Below are 17,328 nucleotides of genomic sequence, written 5' to 3'. Positions count from 1 at the left end.
GGGAGCACTATGAAACTAAACTTTGAGGAAAAATGCCTCTTTGCCAGTCAGATGGCGATGATTTTAGACGCCGGATTTGATATGCAGCAGGGAGTGGAGATGATTCGGCAGGAATCAGAAAATTCACATTTAAAAGAAGTGCTGAAAGAGGTTATTGAAAATTTTAAAGAAGATTCTCGTTTAAGCCAAGCGGTTATGAAAACAGATGCCTTTGACGGCTATATGGTGCATTTATTAGAAGTAGGGGAAATGAGCGGGCATTTAGATGATGTTATGCTTTCGTTAGCCAACTATTATGGGAGAATGAAAGGGATGTCGGATCAGCTCCAGCAAGCTTTGACATATCCTATTGTTTTATTGATGATGATGTTTGTAGTTATCGGGGTGATTGTGTTTAAAGTGCTGCCTATTTTTCAAAATGTCTTAAAAAGCTTAGGAAGTCACCTGTCGCCTTATGCGTATACATTTATGAAAGTGGGACAGATTGCTTCTATTGTTGGATTTGTTGTTTTGACGATTGTTTTAGCTGCTGTTTTAGTCTTTTATATTTATTCTAAAATCACGAATATGAATTTACTGACAGTTTTTATCTATAAAACGCCCTTTATGAAATCTCTGTCCTATGCTTTGTCTCATGCGCAGATGACTTATGCCTTATCTATGTTTATGTCAAGTGGCTATGAGTTTGAAGAAGCCGTGGAAAATACGATTCCTTTAGTAGAAGAAAAAGCGTTAAAAGGGAGTTTGCAAAAAGCCTATCAGGATATGCAGGCAGGGGAAATGTTTATTGACAGTGTTTCTAAGCATCGTATTTATCAGGGAATGAAACTGAATATGCTGCAAGTAGGGATCAAGACCGGACAAGTTGAACAGGTGCTTAAACAGCTGTCCGTTACATATCAGGATGAAGTCAGTGAATCTATCGCTCGTTTTTTGAATATTATCGAGCCCACAATCGTTACCTTTTTGTCTGTCATTGTGGGAATAATCCTGCTTTCTGTGATGCTGCCGATCGTTAGCGTTCTTTCTTCTTTGTAGGTGAATATTCATGAGAACTATAATAAAAATCTTATTTGTGGGAGCAGTGATTTTCTTGATATGGATCGGATTTCAAGAAGCCAGTCAGTATTCTCAGAAAGAAGATTTGCAGAGAATCAGCGAGACCATTGAAGAATTAAGTTTAAAATGTTACAGCATTGAAGGCAGATACCCTAAAGATGTTGCTTATTTAAAAGAATATTACGGCTTGTTGGTCAATGAAAAAGACTATAATATACTCTATCATTATGAAGGGGATAATCTGAAACCAACGATCCGCGTCAGTAAGAAGGTGACTCATAGTGAATAAACGATCACATATTCAAACCTTGATGTTTCTTACCTTATTTTTGGTTTTTGTGATGGGTTCTTTCTTTGTTATGACAAGTGAAATTCAGGTCTATCAGAATATTCATGAAAGTATTGCTTTGCAGGATCGCCTAATGACACCTTTAGCTTATTTAAATACACGATTAAAAAGCTGTGATCAAAAAGAAGCAGTGGAGCTTGTTACCATTGAAGAGATACCCTGTCTAAAAATGGAAGAAGATCAACATATTACTTATATCTATTATTTTGAGGGTTATCTGCGGGAACTTTATGCTGTGAAAGATTATATGCCATCATTAGATGAGGGAGAAAAATTGTTTAAATTAGATGATTTTAAAATGAGCTATCAGGATCGGCTGTATCATTTTAGTGTACAGATTGGTCAACAGAGTGAACAGATTTCTGTTTATATGCATAGTTAGGAGGGATCACATGAAATCGAAAGGACATTCATTTTCATATTTAATGGAACTTATTATTGTGATCTTCTTTTTTATAATTTCTGCTACGGTTTGCGTATCTTTAGTAGTGAAGGCAAAAGAAAGGCAAGAAACTGCGAGTTATTTAGAGGCTGCTATGAGTGAGGCACAAAGCATGATTGAAACGATGCAGGCGTACCCTTCACAAACTCCCCAGCAGCTTTTTGATGCAGTGAAAAAAGATGACGGAACTTATCAGCTGGATAATCTAATCATTGAATGGAGTCAAGATGAATTCGTACATGGTGAGGTCATTCTTTATCATCAAGAGGAAATAATAAGCCGGTTTCCTTTTGTTTTAGGAGGGATCCATGATGAATAAGGAGAGTAGAGGTTTTCATATGGGGATTGGTGCATCTACTATTTTTATGATATTTGTGGTACTGGTCATGTTTATTTTGGCTATTCTTTCTTATTTAAGGGCAAACTCTAGTTATGAAGCGATGATGCGCCAAATGGAACTTACCAGCGACTATTATCAATCAGAAGCAAAGCTTCTTGATCTGTATTATGGATTAGACAGCACTGATCTCCAACAAGATCTTGTGGGAATAGAATATCAGTATTTAGATGATGAATATATTCTGCAAGAGCCAATGATGAATGGGCGTATCTTGAAGCTGACCTTTAAAGTTGAAGAAAATCAACTGGTTCTTTTATCATTAAAAACAGAAAATATGGAGGAATAACATGGAAGCAAAGACATTATTAGAAGATGTGGTAAACAAGGGAGCATCGGATATATTTATTGTGGCAGGGTCTCCATGTGCCATTAAAATAGAAGGACAGATTGAAAAATATACAGGAGATCGACTGACAACTCAGGATACCGAAAATCTGATTCGTGAGATTTATCATATTGCTCAAAAAGAAGATATTGAGGAATTTATTCAAAGCGGTGATGATGATTTCTCATTTTCGATTCCAGATGTTGGACGTTTTCGTGTCAATGTCTATAAACAAAGAAGTTCTTTAGCGGCTGTAATTCGTGTTGTACGTTTTGAATTACCGGATCCCCAGGTACTTCATATCCCTGCAGCGGTAATGGATTTGGCATCAACCAAAAAAGGGATGATTTTAGTCACCGGATCAGCGGGAAGCGGTAAGTCAACAACTCTAGCTTGTATGATCGATCAAATCAACCGTCATCGCAATACGCATATTGTAACGATTGAAGATCCAATTGAATATTTGCACAGTCATCGAAAAAGCATTGTCTCTCAGCGTGAAGTTTATCATGATACGAAAGATTATGTATCTGCCCTTCGTGCCGCTTTAAGAGAAGCGCCGGAAGTCATATTAGTAGGGGAAATGCGTGATTTGGAGACTATTGAAATTGCGATTACGGCGGCGGAAACTGGGCATTTGATTTTTTCCAGCCTGCATACAATAGGGGTGGCGAACACGATTGACCGAATGATTGATGTATTTCCGCCATCTCAGCAGCAGCAGATTCGTATTCAGTTATCCATGGTGCTTAATGCCGTTGTGTCTCAGCAATTGCTGCCGGGGATCGATGGCAAGATGATCCCGGTATTTGAAGTAATGATCTGTAATCAGGCTATTCGCACTTTGATTCGAGATGGAAAGACGCATCAGATCGATAATGCGATCTCATCAGGTCGACAGCAGGGCATGATTACTATGGATGAAGCAATTCTTGATCTTTACAGGCAAAACAAGATTACAAAGGAAACAGTAATGCTGTTTGCATCAAATCCAATGCAAATCGAAAAAAAATTATAATCAGGAGGATTTCCTCCTTTTTAGTTATCACAAATTACAAAAAACGAAGCGAAATTACTTTTAAAACATATAGTTTTTGTGACGGAAAAGAGTATAATGAAAGTGGATAAGTAGAGTTTAGAAACTTATATTGGATTAGAAATAACTAATTCATTGGGAATAAAGAAGGAGATAATTATGATGGATCGAGAAATATTAAGTGTTCAAACATTGGGGAAACTTAAAATAGTAAGCGGGGAAACGTATTTTCCTTCAGAAAGACAGCGAAGTGCTCAGGTGGAACTGTTAATTGTTTATCTTATATTGAATCGTAATCGTAATTTGACCACTTCTAAATTGATTGACTTTTTATGGTCAGATGGAGACTCTGATAAACCGGAGGGAGCATTAAGAAATTTAGTTTATCGCGCACGCAAAGAAATGAAAAAATTCTTTGATGATGTGAACTGCATCCAGTCACAGGGACATAGTTATCACTGGAATATCGAGATTGAATGCAAGATCGATTATGAAGAAATATTAAAACTGGCTAATCGCGTTAAACAAGAAACAGATTTAGAAAGAAAGTATGAAAAGTGTTTAAATTTATTGGGAAAATATGAATATGATTTTTTGCCTGAATTCAATTACAACACTTGGATTATGCAGATGAATAATGTATTGGAAACCAATTGTTTGGAAGCTGTTCAACAAACTTTGGAGAAGCTTCAGGAACAGGAAAGGTTTAATGAAATTTTAAATATTACTAATCATCCGCATGTTCAAAGACTGATGGATTCCCATCTTTGTGAAATGAAGCTCTTTGCTTATTATAAAGCAAGACAAATTGACAATGCATTATCGTTTTATCGTCAAACGGTCGATCATTACTACAGTCAGTATGGAATGAGCGTTTCTCAAAGAATGAAAGAAATCTATCAGTTAGTTTTAGATACAGCACCGGCTACTCAAATCGGGGTAGAAGAACTGGAACAGAATTTAACGAATACAGGTGATTTTGATGCCACTTTTTACTGTGATTTTGACGTGTTTAAAAATATTTATCAAGTGAATCTGCGTTCTGCCAGACGTTCTATGAAAGCTCGTGTTTTAGCGCTGCTGACTCTCTGTGATGAAACAGATCAGCTATCAGAAAAAGAATTACAGGAAGAATCTAAAATTCTAAGGAATGTTATTGCTGGTAGTCTGCGGAAAAATGATGTATTTTCAAAGTTTAATATGACTCAGTTTTCTTTGATTGTGGCTTCACCTGATATTGAGGGGGCAGAAATTGCCGTGAACCGCATACAAAAAAGGTATGATGAAAAGAAAAAGCATCCGCATGTAATGCTGAAGAAAGATTTGAAAAAGATTAATTAGGGGGGGAGCTTCATGAAAAAAACAATAAAAATACGACCAGTATTGAAAAAACTAAATATTCTCATCTTGATTTTAGGAATGATAGTTTCATTGATTCATTCAGGAATTCCTAGTGTTCATGCGGCTGGGAATGTGACAGCGAATATTTCCTTTGAATCACAGATTGTAAATGGAATCGGAGCAAGTCAGACACTTGAAAATATTCAATCCGGAGAACCGTTCTTTTTGGCGCTCCGTTATACCGTTAATTCCGGAGGAGATAATGTACGCTATAATGAATGTGGGATCACGATTCAGCTTCCTGAATATGTCAAGTTTGATGAATTGGCAATGTCTGGGCAAGCCAATTCTATTTTTGATTCAGCAACAGTCGAAGATAAGTTTGGTGATGGTACTGAGTTTGTCTATTTAACATCAAAAGGAACTTTATCATCCGGAACTGCAGGAACGATTTACTTAAAAATGCATTTTGAAAACCTGAAAACACCGGACGGAACTTTAGCAAGTTTCAATAATATGATCATGACAGGAAATCAATTGGTGGGATCTGTTTCGACTCCTATCAATAATATTAAAATTCCAAATGCAACCATTATTTCTACTGCTCATCAAGAATGGGAAGTTCAAAAAACTGTTGCAAAACAGGAAAATCAGGATGTCAGCATCATTCAACAAGATGGAAAAGATTATTATAAAGTGAACTATCAGATCTTAGTGCGTCCCGGGAATGAAGCAACAAGCGGAAACCGCTATGGACGATTAGACTGCGAAAAGTTTGATTTATATGATTCTTTACCTGTAGGTTATCCAGCAGGTGGAGGAGCTCAGCAGGTCAGCATTGCTGTTGGAAACCGTACCTTAAGTGAGGGCAGTGACTATACACTGGATAAAAATGATGATGGCTCACTCAAAACGATTCATTTCAATGAAAGCTCGTTAAATAAATATCAGACAAGTTCTACGGATACTAACTTCATTCCGGAAGGAACACCTATTAATACGACTTATACAGTCAGTGTTTTATATCCTTATGGGGCATATGAAATTCCAGCCAATGAGCCTTTTATTCAAAAAATATTGGATAATCAGGCAACCTTGCTTTATAAGCCTTTAAATAAGAATGAACAGACTTTGAAAAGTAATGCGGCTGTTCAAGTTGGCTGGCAGAACGATAATCCAGCTTATTATGATTTAACGATAACTAAAAAAGTACGTGTGAATACAACAGGAACACCTTCTATTCCGGTTGAAGAAACGAATATCATGACAAAGGAATGGCAAGATATCTATTATGTGCATGATGAAGCTCCTGTAAAATTTGGATTGTATACCGATTTAGAGTGTCAAACCCCTGCTTCAAATTTTGATAAGGAGCAGCTGATTAATAAACAAATAGATGAAAATGGGCAAGTTATTTTTACGAAGTTATTGAAAGGAACGTATTACCTTAAAGAAGAAAGTGCACCTTCGTTATTTGATGCACAGCCGATTAAAAAGATAGTTGTGCAAGAAGATGGCACAATTATAGTCGATGATACCATCTTGGACGATAAGGCAATTGAAGTGGTGAATACATCCAGCCAGTATGGTTATGTAGCCTTTTGGAAACGCGGGTCTAATGCAACACAGCAGGATACCGGTTGGCTGCAAGGAGTACGATTTACTTTAACCAATAAAAATGACTCATCTAAAGTGTATCAGGCAACTTCCAATGAACAAGGATTAGTTCTGTTTTCGGGAATTCCGGAAGGAGATTATGTCATTAACGAAAACAATGATGATGCTGAATTCGTAGAAAATCATACTACTTGGGAGATCCATGTTGCAGCGAACCAAGTCAATTACCCCGCTTCTATGGACAAGTTTGATGGAAAGTATCCGTATGTGTTAAACGTATCAAATAAGGGTAAATTTAAGATTATAAAAAAAGATGCTCAAAGTACGCTGACATTATTAAGTGGAGCAGAGTTTAAAATATATGAATTAACCAATAAAAATCAGCCATTAACTGATGAAGAACTGAAAAATTTTAATCCTGCGGGCTTAGTTAGCCATGATTTAAAAGAAGGTTCAGTTAAAGGAGAATATGAATCAGGAGCGTTGGAGGAAGGCTACTATGTGGTGCAAGAAACAAAAGCACCGCTGCATTATGTTTTAGATGAACAGTTCTTTTTAGTCCATGTAACAAAGAACCATTTAGAAGAAATAATCATTACTAATGAAAAACAAGGAAGTTTAATGGTTAGAAAATTTGGAGTTCTTTCAAGCTCGGTTCAATTTGCTGTGCCAATTGATGGAGCTGAATTTAAAGTGTATACGGATCAAGAATTAACTCAACCCGTTGTTGGAGCTGATGGAAATCCGGTGGTGATTACTCCTAAAATTGATGTGAGCGATGCACAGGGATCTTCTTCCAATATTGTTTATTTAGATCCCGGACAATATTATTTAAAAGAAACAAAATATCCTGATGGTTATCAACAACTAACAGAGGCAATACCGGTCACTATAGAAAGTGGTCAGTTAACAGCCGAAAACATCAATAATAAAGCAGATAGTTTGGGGCAGTTAAAGATCACTAAGACAGATTCAAAGACGAATGCACCATTGGCAAACGCAGAATTCAAGATCATTCGTAAAAGTGATAAAGAAATCATGATGACTTTAAAAACGAATAGCCTTGGTGAAGCAGTGTCTGTCTTCCTTCCTGCGGGAGATTATGAGCTTTTGGAGACAAAGGCACCTAATGGTTATGTTTTAAATACAGAGCCTGTTTCTTTCACGATTACTAATAACACCCTGACGACAATCAAAGATGAAATCAAAAACGATCCGTATATAAAATTTAGAATAAAGAAGATTGATTCCATTACAAGAAATATAATATCAGGAGTAAAGTTTAGAATATATGAAGATAAAAATGATCTAAGTAAGTACAAGGAATCTTCAACGGGACCAAAAGGGTTTGCAACTTTCTCTAATATCGTTCCCGGTAAAACCTATTGGTATCAGGAAGTGAGTGTACCTAACGGCTATGTTTTAGATTCTGAGCTTCATGAATTTGTCGCACCATCGGCTATGGATACAGATGATAATTTACTGGTGATCGAAGAAAAGTCGGTTGTTGTAGAAAATGAACCAAAAGGGAAATTCTTCCTTGAAAAACAAAGAACAGCCTTTCAAGAAGGAAACAGCGGAACAGCGACTTTAGAGCCTCTAAGCATTTCATTTTGGTATTATCCAAAATTGAGTGATAACAGTGTGGAAGATAAAGCGGAGGCAAATAAAAATAAAACATTAAAGACACTTCAAACCGGGCAAAATGGGATGGGAAGTTCGATCCTGCTTGAAAAAGGTAAATATTGGGTAGAAGAAAATAATGCGAATGGACTTTATGAACCATTAGCTCCGCAGGTTGTTGATGTAGAAGCCGGAAAGACGACTAAGGAAGAAAGTAATACTTTAAAATTAGTGAATACGTATGCAAAAGGGCGATTTAAGCTAAAGAAAGTGGATTCTAATACTCAGCAGCCAGTGAATGCAACTTTTGTTTTGTATCGCTATAAAGATGGGGTAGACATCACTTCAGTGACAAAAGACAATATTGCCTCTTTTGCCGAGAAAGTTATCGAATTTAATACATCTACAGGTATATATGAATCTAATGGATTAAAGCCGGCAGAATATGCTGTCATTGAAAAAAATGTAAACGGTAATTATGTTCTAAGTGATCAAGTTTATAATTTTACGATTCAAAAAGGAATTATTAATTTAGATTATTTTGATACACCGATTCAAAATGTACCAATGGGTTCATTAGAATTAGTTAAGAATGAGGTCTGGGGGAGTGGCAGCAGTCAAGTGACATTACCAGCCTATGGCTTTAGCTTCAACGTATATGCCGCTAAATTAGCGAGTGCTTCGACACCCGATGCAGTCAGCTACAACGGCCAGTATTATATTAAAGACGGAAATTTAATCGCAACTTTAGTAAGTGGCAAAAAGACTACGATCAGTGATTTAACTCCGGGATTCTACTATATAGAAGAAGTACTGTCGGAAGATCAAAAGAAAGATTATGAACAGCAGTCACCTCAGGTCGTTGAATTAACTGCAGGTAAAAATGCCATGGCAACATTTCATAATGTCAGTAAAAAAGCAAGAATTAAAGTGGATAAGGTAGATGCCGCAGACTCTTCTAAACACTTGAATAATGCAAAATTTGATATTTATCAGTTGGCAGAAAATCAAGAATTTAGTCAGGTAAAGGATAATGAACAAGTCATTGTTGTGGATGGAATGAAGTATAAGGTTGTTTCATCTAACCTTTCTTATCAGATTATCTCTGGAACGGCTGTTTTAGTGAATGCCGATGGCAAGATCGTAAATGGAGCTACAGAGGATGGTATCGGCTATTCGGGATTGTTAGAACCAAATACAGCTTATTTCCTAAAAGAAGTGCAGGCACCGGAGGGCTATAAAGCTTTTAAAGAGTGGACGAAAGTACAAACTGGTTCAGCCGGAGCTTTAGCGGAAGTCACGATTGAAAATTTCAGGCCGATTTCACCAACCGGTAAAAAGGTAGATGGTACAGGGCAGTCTGTAAATGGAGCTGTCCTAGCTTTACTGGATAATGAAGAAAAGGCAAAAGCTGTTGCCGGTATGTCAGAAGCAGAATTAGCGGAATTAGTTAATGATCCTCTTCAACAGCAAATTCAAGGCATTATATCCATAAGTGAAACACAAAACGGTGTGATTGATTTTGGCGAAGTAGATGAAAGCAAGACATATTATATCGTTGAATTAAAAGCTCCGAAAAACTACTTGCGCGATACTTCTATCCATACTGTGACAGTTAAAAAAGAAGCGGACGGCAGCTATCATTATTATGAAGGTGATCAGATTTTAAGTGTGGTCAACAATAAATATCAGCGTATTTGGATTAAGAAGCAGTTGAAATTTGCTGATCAGAAAGAATCAATAAACGGAGTTAATTTCAACGTTTATAAAATTAAAGAAAAAGTATCAGAAGGAACAGAAGGTGCTATTAAAGGCAACGATGGAAATTTCTATTCAGTCGAACTTGTCAGCAAGGTACAGACAGGTACACAAGCAGCTGTCGGAGATGGTATTGCCATTACTGAACAGTTAGAACCGGGAAGCTATTTAGTGGTGGAGGATTATACCTCACTGCCAGCAAATAGCGGGATTATCATTCCTAATGAAGTAACAGGGCATTTAATCACTTTATCTTATATAAAAGGTGATGGGAAAGATAATTTAGTATTATTTGATAATCCGATCGTGAATGAGACAGATTATGGAAAATTCACTTTAATGAAAACGGCTTATACAGATAAAACCTTGAAATTACAGGCAGTATTTAAATTGTACGTTAAAAATGAAACAGGCTACTATGCCGAATACAAAGATGAAAATGGAAAAACATTAACGATTGATACCAATAAAAATATTTATCAAAGTCCGATTTTATTAAAGAGCGGGCAATATCGTTTAATTGAACAATCTGTTGAAAACGGATATACAGCAGATGAAAACAATAGTTTTGACTTTGAAATTCAATCCAATAAAATTACTGGAAGCATCTATAATGCTGCGACAGGAAAATATGAGGCAACCTATTATCCAACTCTGCAAGAAGCATTGGATCATCCAATAACGATCGTCAACATGGAACAGGGACGCCTGACTTTAAACAAAGTGGGACGTCAGCTCATTGAGCTTACCATAAAAGAAATACCGATTGAAGGAGCCGAATTTGATCTTTATCGTTATGTGATTGATAGTGAAACCTTGCAGTTAGATGACTCAACCAAAGTAGGAACAGCCAAATCTCAATCCGATGGAACACTTGCGTTTTATCGTTTAGATGGCAGCAAGATGAATGCTGGTGAAAATTGGCTGGATGCCGGAGATTATGTATTAAAAGAAACAAAAGTGACAGCGGACAGTATTAACAATGGTTATCAAGCCGATTATTTAGGAAAGGTCACTATATCAAGCAATCAGGAAACGAAGACTGTGACACCGATTGATGAACAGGGGCAGCCTATTGGCAATGCAGTGGATAAAATTGTCAATGAATCGCATTATGGGCAATTCAGCATAACAAAAGTTGATGAATCTACTCCGGACATTAAACTTAAAGATGTTGAATTTGAGGTTTATAAAAAACTGGATGATGGGACTTGTTCGTCTTTACAAAAAACCATTACTACGGATGCTCAAGGCATTGCAGTATCGCCGCTGCTGCCAGAAGGAGAGTATTGTCTTAAAGAAATAAATACTCCTGAAGGCTATTTCAGTGATGATGATATGCACGGTCCTTATCGTGTAGAGGCGCAGAAAGTCAATGAGGCATCTCAATACCAAATTACAAACAAGAAAAAACAGTCTATCCAAATTATTAAGAAAGATTCAAAGACTAAAAATCCAATTTCTGATAAGCAGATGGAAGGTACTCAATTTAATTTGTATTTAGGTGACAAACTGGTTGCCACTGCAATATATCAGACCGATACGGGTATTTATTTTGGAGATTTGCTCCCTAACACAACATATCAGCTTCAAGAAGTGAAAGCACCAAACGGCTATGTGTTAGATGAAAATAAAATTTCTTTTACAACGAACATTGATGGCACTCCAAAAGAGATTGAGGTATTGAATGATCCTTATGGCAGCTTGATCATTGATAAGGTAGCTGCTTGGACAAATTCAAAAGATAAATTACCGCTTCAAGGCGCTGAGTTTACATTATACGATGCGACTGGCAAAGAAGTAGCTAAAGAAGTCAGTGATGAGAATGGTAAGGTGCAGTTTTTAAACTTAGTTGCTGGAACTTATACTTTGAAAGAAACAAAAACTGTCGACGGTTTTGCGGAAAACAAAGATTCTTATTCCATTACCATCGTAATGGGAGAAGAAAATACAAAGTTGACTGGCGACCAAGCGGTTGTAAACTATCCGAATTTTGGTAAGTTTGAGTTTAAGAAAGCTAAACCGGATGGAACCGGGCTAGCTGGCGCAGTTTTCAGCTTATATAAGGGAGATCAATTAATTAGTGATACCATTACGACAAAAGAAGATGGCACTTTCTCATCATTCATGCTTGAACCGGGGCAGTACAGGTTAGTCGAAATAGTAGCGCCGGATGGCTTTGAAAAGATAGAACCTATCACTTTTGAAATCAAGGAAAAGGAGATCACAAAGCTTCATTCAGATGGAAGCGAAAATGTGGTTGATCAGGCTTTAGGTCAAGTTGAAATAACGAAAATAGATGATGTTTCATCATATATTCCTAGTTTAGATAACCAACCAATCAGCGGTGTGCATTTTGGACTTTATAGGTCAGATAATCGTTTGGTTGAAGAAAAAGTGACAGATGCAGATGGAAAGATCATTTGGACAGATGTTCCAGCTGGACAATATTATGTTCAAGAAATCGATGCATTAGATAATCCGGACGGTTACGTGTATTCAGATACACAATATCAGGTTACTGTGGAAGCACAAAAATCAGCAGTAAAAACGTATTATCCAAATGGAACAATAGACGGTGAAATTAAAAATAAAGCGGATAAAGGGCGTTTGGTTATTTATAAAACGGATAGTTTAACGGATAAAGGATTAAGCGGAGCAGTCTTTAGGATTTATTCCGATTCCACTTATACAAATGCAATAGGTGAAGTCACAACTAATGAATTTGGTTACGCTGTGAGTGACTTATTGGACGCTGAAAAGGATGGAACAATCTATTATGTAAAAGAAATTAAAGCGCCAGATGGTTATGTTTTAGATGATACTCTCAATTCAATAACAGCTACTATTAAAGTATATCCGATTCATCAGAGTGATCTGATAAAAGATGAAGCGAATGATAAAAATAAAGGGACATTTAAAAATACTTCTAAAGAAGATTTAATGGATTTTAATTTAGAAATTCATAAAGGGATTACTTCCAATGATTTGAAGTCTGTAACGGCAGATCAATCCCTGTCACTAAACTCTTATGAAAATGTCTTTATCATTCGTAATTTTGCCAACGGGACAAATAAGGTAAAAGCTGAATCAATAGAAATTACGGATACTCAGACAGAACTTCAATACTATGATGCCAGTCAAGGAAAATATATAAAAGATTCACATGTGGATCAGGATGCATATTTTATTCACTCGGTAGCGATCTATCGTGCCTACAATAAAGCTTCCGCTCAGTCAGTTAATGCGAAGCTGTATTATCAAACGTATGGCAGTGACACATGGAAAGAAGTGCCTTATGGAGAATTTAAAGACCTTCAAAAATTAAATCAAGGTCAAAGCCGCACCGCAGCAATTGATCCATCATTAAAAGCGGCTCATGTAAAAGTGGTGTATACAGGGATTGAAAAAGGATTTATATCAGATGGTTTTGATATTCATTATACATTTAATCAGCGACCAAGCGATGCGGATTATAATGAAATTCGACGTATTCAAAATGTCGCCGATGCACAATATCATTTTATCGTAAAAGATGAAAATGGAGCAGAACAGCGTAATACTGTAACAAGACAATCCGAAACAGTGGAAATTCTGCTTCCGGCGTTAGAGACAAAGGTGCCAACCGTGAACTTAGGTGTTGTTGCTGAAAATCCAAATGGAGATTCTAAAACATTTAAACCGGGAGATAGGGTGCAGTATACGATCACTGCGCAAAATGTTTCCACTAATGGCGCAGATTTTAATCAGCCTGTTATCAGTTTTGATTTACCGGTAGGAATGACATTGAACGATACAGCTGCCAGTGACTTAAAACAATTTAAAATTACGAAAATGTCAGCCAATGGAACGACAGGTGTCAGCATCGATCAAGATAGTATCGAAGTGATTTTCTCAAGTGTAGAAGAAGCCCGTATTCCAGGTACAGATGGTTTAGAAAGTTTAAACCAGCCAACCACGAAAGTGACATTTAGATTTAAAAGCTATGGAGATGCAGCAAATTTAAAACCGGGAGAATCGCTCAAGATTTCTTTTTCCGGAACGATCTCATATAGTCAGCCATCTTCACAAGAACGACCATTATGGATGTTAGCTTATTTAAACAGTGATGAAAAGATTGTTAAATCTGCAGAAAACCCTTATGGAAACAGCTTTAGTGTGAATGGTTCAGATCACAACAGCAATGCTTTAGTAGAAGATGAGATATTGGATAAAGCATTAGGTGAGGATGTGGGTGGAAACAAACATGCCAATGCTAATGCAGATATTCAAGTGAATGACAACAATGCCCTTTATATTTATAAACAGGTAAAAGGTGACTTTGATGATGACTATGTAGATTATAATCGTGTTGCACAGACATCTTCGGGTGGGAATATTGATTATAAAATTAACGTTAAAAACGGAGATGATTCGGATACACCGGTGGATCGTATTCGTATTGTCGATATCTTGCCATTTTATGGGGATACATTAACCAGTCGTGATAACGATAGTGCCTTAGTATTTGATCGCTCTACAACCTTGAAGAAAGAAGCCCTATTAAAGTCAATTGATTTACTAAATATTCCTGATTATGCTTCAGCTAAAATCTTTTATTGCATTGATAGTCGTAACTATGATGAAAAGTGGGTTAAATGGACAAAAGAAGCGCGTCAAAAAGTAACGACGACAGAAGATTTGCCAATCCTTTATAGCACTATGAGCGATGCAGAGTGGCAAAAGGGAGTACACACATGGTATGCTGCGGATGAAATTACCGATGATGATTTAAAATATGTCAGTGCGATTGCAGTGGAAATCAGCTGTGACAATGGTCAGTATTTTGAAAAAGGAGAATCTCTGAGCATTGGTATTCAGATGCAGGCACCGATATACAGTGCGGACGAATTAGATGAGTTTGAAAATGAATATATTGCCAATTCAGCAATGGTTGCAGTTAGTCGCGGAGGAATGCGCGATGCACCGATTGCCAGCAATAACCGTACGGAAAATTATGAAGTAAAAGTAAAACTATCCATGCCAAAAGGAAAGATTGGAGACTATGCATTCTATGATATTAATCGTAATGGCTTGCAGGATGAAGGTGACGCTCCAATTGCCGGGCTTGGCGTAAAGCTATATCAATATAAAACGAGATATGTTGATGGAGTTGCTGAGACTGTTCGCAGTTTAATCAATACAACCATCACTTCATCTGCTGGTTATTATGAATTTGATGATTTGGATTGCAATGTTCCGGTGAATGGAGCATCGAAAGCTTCAACGGATCCAAATGATTTTGCCGGCAATATCATTTATGAATATCAAGTAGAATTTGAAAAGCCGCATGATGAATCCCGTTATCAATACATCCCAACACTTCCGAATGTTGGTGATGATGATTTGTTGGATTCTGATATTGGCAATGATGAAAATGACTTGGATACTTATTTATTAACTCCGATTGTTCGCTTGACGGCGACAAAAGAAGGAACGAATTATGTAGGAGAAGTCAATAACAGCTTGGATGCTGGTTTCACAGCTTTAGGTGCATTAGGGAACTATGTATGGATCGATACGAATCGCAACGGCATTCAGGATGAAGATGAAAAAGGAATCAACGGTGTCATTGTCCGTGTTTATCACGCTAATGATGATGGCAGTCTGGGAAGTCTTGTTGCCAAAACTAAAACGACGTTCGGCTATGGCAATAAAGAAGGTTACTATGTATTTAATGACCTTTCTGAAGGAGAGTATATTGTTGAGTTTGATACCTCTCAGGTTGTGACCGGAGGATATAACGAGCATTATAGCTTTACTATTCCTTATCAGGGGGACAGTGAGTATGATTCAAATGCTGTGCACCGTGTCAATGACTTTACAATGCGAAGCGATGTGATTCAATTGGATTATCGTGACTATGATATGTCTGTTGATGCCGGATTAACCGTTTACAGCGCAATCAGCGGTATTGCCTTTGAGGACCGCAACTACAACGATCGGCAGGATTTAGATAATGGATATGATATTCCGGTACCTAATACCCTGGTAGAACTATATCGCATTAATCCTCTTGACGGAACACTTGAAGCTACGCCAACCGCTACGCAGGTAGTGAAAGAAGATGGACACTACTATTTTGACCATCTATCAGACGGACAATATCAAGTACGTTTTGTATTCCCGGATGAATATGAGATGATCAACGCCAATATTGGTGAGGATGACAGTAAGGACAGCGATGTCGAATATAATTTGAGTGCCGATTTAAGGAGTGGATTTACGGACATCATTACTTTACCGCAGAATACTTTGATCGAACATATTGACGGCGGTGCCTCACGTTACAGCAGTTTAGGGGATTATGTCTGGTTTGATGCAAATCAGAATGGACTTCAAGATGATGCAAAAGAGGAATATGGCATTGCGAATGTGCCGGTTTATTTACAGATGCGTTCACCTAACAGTGTTGGCTGGGAACAAGTAGCACAGGCTGTAACAGATCAAAACGGTCATTATTTGTTTGAACATTTAAAATCAAGTGATTATGGAACTGAGATTGTTTATCGTATCGTCTTTGATTTGCCAATCTCTTCAAAATTAACTATTCCTAAAAATGGAGACAGTGAATTGGATTCTAATGCCTTAGCTACTTATTTGCCGGGAGCAGGATTCCCGACAGACATTATCCATTTAAACTATCATACCAAGGATCTTTCTTGGGATGCCGGGATTATTGATTCTTATGGTACTATCGGCGATTATGTTTGGTTTGATGAGAATCAAAATGGATTGCAGGATGAAACCAACAGCGGTATCGGCGGCATACCGGTTATCTTGGAATATAATGAAACCGGTGATTTAAGTGACGATCAATTTTGGCAAGTTATTGGTCGAACAACAACCAATGCCGCAGGATATTATTTATTCACTGATTTAAATGCGGGAATGTATCGTGTGCGTTTCCAAATTAAGCGTCCATATTATGTCACTTTATCTAATGTTGGAAGCGACAGTGCTATTGATTCTGATGGTGTTGCTCTCTTTGGAGATAACTGGTATTACAGCCGTCCTTTCTATCTGAATGAAGAAGGCTATGATATGACATGGGACTGTGGGGTTTACTTGCCAAAATCATTTATGAACGATCTTGACGGATTTAATAATCCGAATACTAAAGATCCAACTTCATTCATGACTTGGTCGCTGATTGGATTAGTTTCAGCCGGGATAATCAGCGGAACAGTATTAGAAACGAAAAAGAAAAAAAGAAAATTAAAAAAAGTTGAATAGTGGAGCAATGCCGGCTCCACTATTTTTAATCGCTATTTTATGAAAAATTTCTTCTTTAATATAGAAAAAATGTCATTTTTCGTTATAATAAGAGTAAAGGAGC

Annotated in this window: 8 protein-coding genes; all 8 read left to right on the top strand. The window is 37.1% G+C overall.

Annotated elements, in window-relative coordinates; all coding sequences use genetic code 11:
• The first annotated feature begins 9 nt into the window (after nucleotides 1–9).
• The 8 genes from ACLRVU_RS02755 to ACLRVU_RS02720 all read left to right on the top strand — a co-directional run bounded on the left by ACLRVU_RS02755 (nucleotide 10) and on the right by ACLRVU_RS02720 (nucleotide 17,225).
• Nucleotides 10–1,038 (top strand): type II secretion system F family protein, encoded by a 1,029-nt coding sequence (locus ACLRVU_RS02755; protein WP_412890585.1) that lies wholly within the window; start codon nucleotides 10–12, stop codon nucleotides 1,036–1,038.
• 10 nt (nucleotides 1,039–1,048) lie between these two features.
• A complete protein-coding gene (locus tag ACLRVU_RS02750) occupies nucleotides 1,049–1,348 on the top strand; it encodes a hypothetical protein (RefSeq protein WP_412890584.1) in 300 nt (99 codons plus the stop codon).
• Entirely contained in the window at nucleotides 1,341–1,790 is a 450-nt protein-coding gene (locus tag ACLRVU_RS02745) for a DUF4860 domain-containing protein (protein WP_412890583.1), read from the top strand. Before ACLRVU_RS02750 ends, ACLRVU_RS02745 begins: the two co-directional genes overlap by 8 nt.
• 10 nt (nucleotides 1,791–1,800) lie before the next feature.
• Nucleotides 1,801–2,169: a hypothetical protein gene (locus ACLRVU_RS02740; protein ID WP_412890582.1), complete on the top strand. Its 369-nt coding sequence runs from the start codon at nucleotides 1,801–1,803 to the stop codon at nucleotides 2,167–2,169.
• Nucleotides 2,159–2,536, top strand: coding sequence for a hypothetical protein (locus ACLRVU_RS02735; RefSeq protein WP_412890581.1), 378 nt, complete (start codon nucleotides 2,159–2,161; stop codon nucleotides 2,534–2,536). The genes ACLRVU_RS02740 and ACLRVU_RS02735 overlap by 11 nt, the downstream gene beginning before the upstream one ends.
• Before the next feature lies 1 nt (nucleotide 2,537).
• Nucleotides 2,538–3,593 carry a type IV pilus twitching motility protein PilT gene (locus tag ACLRVU_RS02730; protein ID WP_412890580.1) on the top strand — a complete coding sequence of 352 codons (1,056 nt, stop codon included), beginning with the start codon at nucleotides 2,538–2,540 and terminating at the stop codon, nucleotides 3,591–3,593.
• 177 nt (nucleotides 3,594–3,770) lie between these two features.
• Nucleotides 3,771–4,952, top strand: a complete 1,182-nt coding sequence (locus ACLRVU_RS02725; protein WP_412890579.1) for an AfsR/SARP family transcriptional regulator — start codon at nucleotides 3,771–3,773, stop codon at nucleotides 4,950–4,952.
• A 12-nt stretch (nucleotides 4,953–4,964) separates the two neighbouring features.
• Nucleotides 4,965–17,225, top strand: coding sequence for a SpaA isopeptide-forming pilin-related protein (locus ACLRVU_RS02720; protein ID WP_412890578.1), 12,261 nt, complete (start codon nucleotides 4,965–4,967; stop codon nucleotides 17,223–17,225).
• Nucleotides 17,226–17,328 lie beyond the last annotated feature (103 nt).

The sequence above is a fragment of the Beduini sp. genome, assembly GCF_047239305.1.
Lineage (GTDB): Bacteria > Bacillota_I > Bacilli_A > Erysipelotrichales > Coprobacillaceae > Beduini.
Note: the sequence above shows the minus strand (reverse complement) of the source record. Positions and strands in the feature narration are given on the sequence as shown.